Genomic DNA, 5769 nt, shown 5'->3' on the forward strand with positions numbered 1-5769 from the left:
GTTACTCGCGCCTCGTGGGGCGTTCGGGCGGGGGGAGTTGGGGTCCCAGCTATCCTGGATAGTGCCGGTCTGCAGCTGCCCGAGTTGCTGATACCAGCTTGCCACGTTGCCGAGACTGTCGCTTGTCGACGCTGTCGTACCCATCGCATTCAGCGTTGACGATCGCATGCCGGTATAGGCTGTCTCACCGCCGCCAAAGTTGAGGGGTATGCCCGATTTGTCCGATCCGCCGAAGGCGGGCAGCCAATCTCGAGTGATCGAGGCCACGTAGCCCTGTGTCTCCTTGAACGGTGGAATCCCGCCATATCTGTTCACGTTGCCGGGGCCTGAATTATAGGCCGCAAGCGCCAACGATACGTTGCCGCCGTAGCGATCCAATTGTTGCTTGTAATAGCGCGCGCCACCGCGGAGATTCTGTTCGATGTTGTTTTCGTCGACACCCAATTGCGCCGCCGTGCCAGGCATCAACTGGGCAAGGCCGGTGGCCCCGGCGACGGATTTGGCGCAGGGGTTGAAGCGGCTCTCCTGGTAGACGAGAGCGAGGAACTGGTTTTCGTCGACGCCTTCCTCGCGCGCGACACGGCGCACCAGACCGGAGATTTCCGGATTGGCTTCGGCCGCGCCGACCGGATCGTTGCGCCGTCCGGGACGGTACATCGAGCAGGTGACAGAGGTATGGATCGTATAACGCCCGTGATCGGTGTCTTCGATGCTCGTCGTCGCCTCATCCCGATCCTTCCGTTCGCCGAGATTGGTGTCGTCGACGACCGGCACGTCCGCCCATGCGATAGAAGCCGAAATCATCGGCGCGAGCATTGCTGAGAGAACGGCGACCCTCATATATTGCTCTCCCAGCCGCAAAATTTTCCAAGCCATGCGGCCGGATCATCGCCATAGATTTCGCGCAGATGCGCGCATTCCTCGATGGTCTCTTTTCGGCCCGACAGGACCTTGATCAAGTCGGGCATCACGCCGAGATCTAGCTTGGCGATGACACTGTCATTGCCATGCTTGATCAGGAATGCCCGCTTCTCCGGCGGCGTCGTGCGGATGAAGTTAAACTCCTTCGCTGTCAGGCCGAACCGGTGGATGTAGCTTTCCTCGTCGGCGCGCGGATTGGGGAAATGGATATTGGTCGCCGACTGCTCGATCAGTGTGTGAGCCGCAGGTGAGCGAGCGATGTCGGCCGCCGATTGGGTCCCGAAGCCGACGATGCCGTTCAGCTTGCGGATCGTCTTCATCTTGTCGACGATGAAGTCGCTGAATATCGGATCCCTCAAGAGCCGCCAGCCCTCATCCATGAAGATCATGACCGGCGTGCCGTCGAACAGCTCATTCAGACGATGATAGATGTACATGAGCGCCGGGCTGCGCACCTCGTCATTGTCGAGGATGCTGGTCATGTCGAAGCCGAAGGCCGCGCGCCCGGAGAAAGAAAGCACGTCATGGGAGGCGTTGAAGAGCCAGGCCTTCTCGCCTTCGATCCAGGGCCGGAGGCGCGAATGAAGATCGTTTGGACCGGCGCGTGTTCGACCGGTCAGCAGGCCTGCGAGATTGGAAAGGTTGCGTTGGAAGGTCGGCTCCTGCATCAACCTGACGACGGCGCGTTCCAGGATATCTTCCTCCTGCCTGTCAAAGGCGGTTCCGTCGCCCAGGCGCAGCATGGCCTTCAGCAGCCGCAGCAGGAACTCGCGGTTCTCACCCGTGTTTTCGAGCTGCAGCGGATTGAAGCCGGTCGGCGTACCCGGCGACAGAACCTCATAGGCGCCGTTCATCGCGCGAATGAAGATTTCGGCTCCACGATCCTTATCGAAGAAAACCGCTTTCGGACTTGGCCGCACGCGAAATGCCTGGGCAAGCAGGAAGGTCAGCGCCACCGTTTTGCCGGAACCGGTCGGGCCAGTTACCAGAAAATGCCCAATGTCGCGTTGGTGGAAGTTGAACCAATAGGGCGTCTGGCTGGTGGTTTCGAGGATGGTGATCGGATTACCCCAATGCAGAGCGTCTCTCTGACCCGACGCGAAATTGTGCATTGACGACAGGCCGGAGAAGTTGGCGCTCGACAGCATGGCCTTGCGGGCGATGTAGGCATGGTTCCCCGGCAACTGCGCCCAAAAGGACGCCTCCAGGTTCAAATCTTCCCGCAGCCAGTTGATGTTCATGTCGGTAAGGCAGGCGCCAAGATCGGAGACCGCCTTGTTCACGCCCCCGAGATCCCGCGACAGGCAGAGCAGCGAGAGATGATGGAATCCGAAAATGGCTTCCTGGTTGAGAAGGCTGTTCAGCGCAAAGTCGATATCGTTCTCGACATCGCTGCCGGCTTCATCCGATGCGCCGATCTGGCGTTTAAGGCGCGAAATGCGTTCCTGCGCGATCGGCTTGTCGGCAATCGTGAAGGATTGGGTGAGGATGAATTCGTGATTGACCTGCAGGAGCCCGTCCAGCATGCCCGGCCCTGTAAATGGCGGATACTCCTTGATCGAAAGCATGGCGCCGAAGCGGTTGTCTTCAGGGACAGCTCCTTGTGCCTGAAGCGTCCGCCGGGAAAAATGCAGCCGCGAGGTACCGACATAGTTTGCAAGCTCCATGCGCGGCAGCCGCATGCCGCGCTTTAGCCCGCAGGTAAGAACCATATTCAGGAATTCGCATGGCTCGGAATAAGGTTCGTGCCCCCGGTAGGCTATTCCGAGGGTGCGGGCGCCATATTTGCTGAGGTCGCGGACCAGGCTGTCGGTCAGCTCCTCGAGCTCGGTCGTTGCCTCTCGCAGCTGTTCGTCGTGTGCGGCGCGACCGGCGGCCTTGTTCAGGAAGCGCCGAACGCGGTCACCGGCGGCCCGTGCGCCGCGCAATCCTGATCGCAGGACCGTCAGATAGATCTCATTGGTGAACATCCGCTTGTGGCCAAGCGCCGCCATATAGCGCCGGTCGACCACCTCGCAGAAGGGATCTTCGAAATCTCCGTGCATGACAGTATCGACCTGCCGACGGATGACTGTCGACCACAAGGAGAACCGGCTCGATCCGAGCGCACGGATCATGGTATTTTGGACCACCGAGCGCATGTTGAGCTCGGCCTGGTCTTCCGTCTGGAAGAAGAGCCCATCCAGTTTTAGGACCGCCATCACGGCGCCGCTCTCAAGCCGAAGGATGGAATCAGCGACATGCCTGAGATAGGGTATATGACCTGCCATCGGCCGTTCGCGATGACCGACAGATCCAAAGCCGAGCTCTTCGCGGATCACCTTCAGCATCGTCACGGCCCGTAGGAGTTGGCGCCCCAGAACGTCTTGTTGGGCGTTCGGGGTGTCAGCCGTGTTGCAACCTGCAGGACATCGAGGATCCGGCTGTCCCAGGCGCAAAGGGTGAACAGCGTCATATAGGTGACGGGCGCAGTTAGAAATGCCCAGATCGTATTCGACGCCAGCCAGGCAATGATCGTCAGGCCGAGAATGATCACGCCGGCGAGGTAGGGCACACCCCACAGCGTCGGTGAACGCGTTAGGCCGATGACCAATGGTGTGAGGACGGGTTTTTCCGGGTTCTGGCTGATCATGCTCATGACCCCACGATCGCAATCAGGGAATCGACGATTCCAGGACCTCCGAAAACAAGGCCGATGCCGAGGGCAATACCTCCGGCCAGGAACCAGCTCAGTCGGCCTACCCAGGCCAGAAATCCCATCGACATCACGGCGATGATTGCGCAGAGGCGCCCGAACGGGCCGGTGATGAAATCGACGATCGCCTGGAAGATCGCTTGAAGGGGCGCGAAAGCCTGGCCGAGTTCCTGCGCGTATGCGTAATCGGCCAAAATCAGCTGCGCCGCAGCCACCAGACCAATGACAAGAATTCGGCGGCGTCTAATATGGGGTAAACGAATGGCTTGCTTCATTTTCTGCTCCCTCTTTCATGTCAGAACTTCATGACACCGCCGACGAAGCGGCCGACGGACGTGCCGCCGATGACACCGCTGTCCACGGATCGCCGTGCGGATTTGTCTGGAACCGTGCGACCTTGCGGAGCACGTAACCCGAGCTGGAAATTCAGGATCTCGGCCAGGTAGCTGACGGTTTCCGCATAAGGCGGAATACCGTCATGATCTCGGACGGCCTGGGCGCCGGCGTTGTAGGCGGCGGCCGCGAGTAGCGGGTTCTGAAATTTGTCCAGAAGTGCTCGCAGGTGACGGATGCCGCCATCGATATTGGCGACAGGATCGCAGACGTCGCTCAAGCCGAGTTCTCTTGCAGTTCCCGGCATCAACTGCATGGGGCCGCGGGCGCCCTTCGAGCTATTGCGGACACGGTCGAAGCGGCTTTCCGCCCAGGCAACGGCGGTGGCGAAGCCAGGATCAACGCCATGTGCACGCGCCGACCGCTCGATAATATCAAGGATTCTGTCCGCAGTTACGGGTGAAACTTGGCATGGCGCTGTTGGCGGTGCATATCCATTATTGTTCTCGCGTGAGTTTCGTATGAGCGTGTCGACAGAACCTCTTTCATCGTCATCGGGACTCGCTTTTAGATATCCGATATTGTTCTCGACGGCTGCTGCCGACGTTGGCAGGACGACGCCGTTGGCATCCAGGTAAAAAATCGAAGTGTCGACTTTTTTCCCCGGATTCGGACCGTTCGACGCCTTATGGGCACTGCGGTCGCTTTCGAGAGAAAGACTATTTATATCAAATATGTGATAGTTCTCCGCCGCCTCCGCCGCGGCAGGATGACTCGCTGCAACTACCGCATAAGTCATTATCGCTAGGTTTTTGAGCAGACGCTGCATCTACCGAAACTCGCTTCAATTCCCAGCTGGCTGGAACCTCTGGGTGATGAATGATGATTGCGAAAGTTTACCGTATATGATATCTCGTACATCAAAGAAAGCGACTCGAAAAGAGGAAAAATGCAACTCAAGCTTACGCAAACACGTATTAAATACGGATATGTTCTATCTTCGAGCGCGAGTTGGGTGTCGCTGCTCGTGGCGCTGACGGCCGGATCGGCTGAGGCGGCGGGTTCAGTCAACGGTGATTACATCCGCTCGCTCGCCGCACCCGGAAAGACGGTCCTCGTCGTCGAGTACTACGATGGACAGAAGTCCGTGGCGGCGCGAAAGGGTTACGCGTCTGCCAACGGGTTCCAGGCGACATCGTCGACGGATTTCAGGGTGGACGACAAGACCTCGCTGCATCTGTTCGGACTTGAGCCCTGCCGGGGCGAGATGGTCAATCGGACCGAAGGCTTCAGCGGGCGATGCGATGACTTCGCAAGGGAACAGCTCTCGATAAAGCTGAAGGCGGCAAAGGTTCTCTATTGCCGCGCTTTTCTTTCGGAAGAGAACGCGGCCATGCAGGACGTGACCTGTTTCGGCTATTACAATTATCCCGGTACGCTCGATACGGTCGATAATATCGAAGAGCAGCTTGTCTCGCTTGGAGCGTTACGGCTTTCCAAAAAAGCGGATGGCTCGCCGATGCGGCCGGATCTTGTTGAGGCCGAGAAGATTGGCCGCGGTGGCTTTGGCATGTGGGCAGATCCACGGGTGCAGGGCCAATGAGCGGAACTGGCGGTATCACGGTTGGCCTGATCCTGGCGCTGGAAGCCTCGACAGCGTTCGCCGCGCCGGCGGGATATTTCGATCTCGGGGCGCGCGCCGTGCTGGAGACCGGTAATACCTGGTCGATGAATGGCCATCGTTACCGGCTCTATGGCGTACAGTCCTGCCTTCGCGGCCCGACCTTCCCCCACAACGCCGGCCAACGTCACGATTGCGG

General features: G+C 59.1%; 6 protein-coding genes and 1 pseudogene. 2 read left to right on the forward strand and 5 right to left on the reverse strand.

Going from position 1 to position 5769, the window contains the following annotated elements; all coding sequences use genetic code 11:
- The 5 genes from C9413_RS26535 to C9413_RS26555 form a co-directional block, all read right to left on the reverse strand.
- Nucleotides 1–840 (reverse strand): lytic transglycosylase domain-containing protein (locus C9413_RS26535; RefSeq protein ID WP_170251123.1); only part of this gene is annotated, 840 nt, incomplete at its 3' end.
- Complete coding sequence (locus C9413_RS26540) at nucleotides 837–3251, reverse strand: VirB4 family type IV secretion/conjugal transfer ATPase (protein ID WP_170251124.1); 2415 nt, start codon at nucleotides 3249–3251, stop codon at nucleotides 837–839. The genes C9413_RS26535 and C9413_RS26540, both read right to left, overlap by 4 nt.
- Nucleotides 3252–3253: 2 nt before the next feature.
- Nucleotides 3254–3553, reverse strand: coding sequence for a VirB3 family type IV secretion system protein (locus C9413_RS26545; RefSeq protein WP_040116422.1), 300 nt, complete (start codon nucleotides 3551–3553; stop codon nucleotides 3254–3256).
- Nucleotides 3554–3555: 2 nt separating this feature from the next.
- Nucleotides 3556–3891: a TrbC/VirB2 family protein gene (locus tag C9413_RS26550; protein ID WP_052451738.1), complete on the reverse strand. Its 336-nt coding sequence runs from the start codon at nucleotides 3889–3891 to the stop codon at nucleotides 3556–3558.
- A 20-nt stretch (nucleotides 3892–3911) separates the two neighbouring features.
- Nucleotides 3912–4778 (reverse strand): lytic transglycosylase domain-containing protein, encoded by an 867-nt coding sequence (locus tag C9413_RS26555; protein ID WP_082046669.1) that lies wholly within the window; start codon nucleotides 4776–4778, stop codon nucleotides 3912–3914.
- 120 nt (nucleotides 4779–4898) lie between these two features.
- On the opposite strand from C9413_RS26555, the gene C9413_RS26560 reads away from it, so the two are divergent.
- Nucleotides 4899–5552 (forward strand): hypothetical protein, encoded by a 654-nt coding sequence (locus C9413_RS26560; RefSeq protein WP_223844115.1) that lies wholly within the window; start codon nucleotides 4899–4901, stop codon nucleotides 5550–5552.
- Nucleotides 5549–5769, forward strand: a pseudogene (locus C9413_RS26565) (thermonuclease family protein); the annotation flags it as partial. The gene C9413_RS26560 and the pseudogene C9413_RS26565, both read left to right, overlap by 4 nt.

It is taken from the genome of Rhizobium sp. SEMIA 4085, assembly GCF_013004495.1.
Classification (GTDB): domain Bacteria; phylum Pseudomonadota; class Alphaproteobacteria; order Rhizobiales; family Rhizobiaceae; genus Rhizobium; species Rhizobium gallicum.

Bases quoted from the DNA above. Each gene is read 5' to 3' on its own strand.
- C9413_RS26540 (WP_170251124.1), bottom strand. From the start codon at position 3,251: ATGCTGAAGGTGATCCGCGAAGAGCTCGGCTTTGGATCTGTCGGTCAT.
- C9413_RS26545 (WP_040116422.1), bottom strand. From the start codon at position 3,553: ATGATCAGCCAGAACCCGGAAAAACCCGTCCTCACACCATTGGTCATC.
- C9413_RS26550 (WP_052451738.1), bottom strand. From the start codon at position 3,891: ATGAAGCAAGCCATTCGTTTACCCCATATTAGACGCCGCCGAATTCTT.
- C9413_RS26555 (WP_082046669.1), bottom strand. From the start codon at position 4,778: ATGCAGCGTCTGCTCAAAAACCTAGCGATAATGACTTATGCGGTAGTT.
- C9413_RS26560 (WP_223844115.1), top strand. From the start codon at position 4,899: ATGCAACTCAAGCTTACGCAAACACGTATTAAATACGGATATGTTCTA.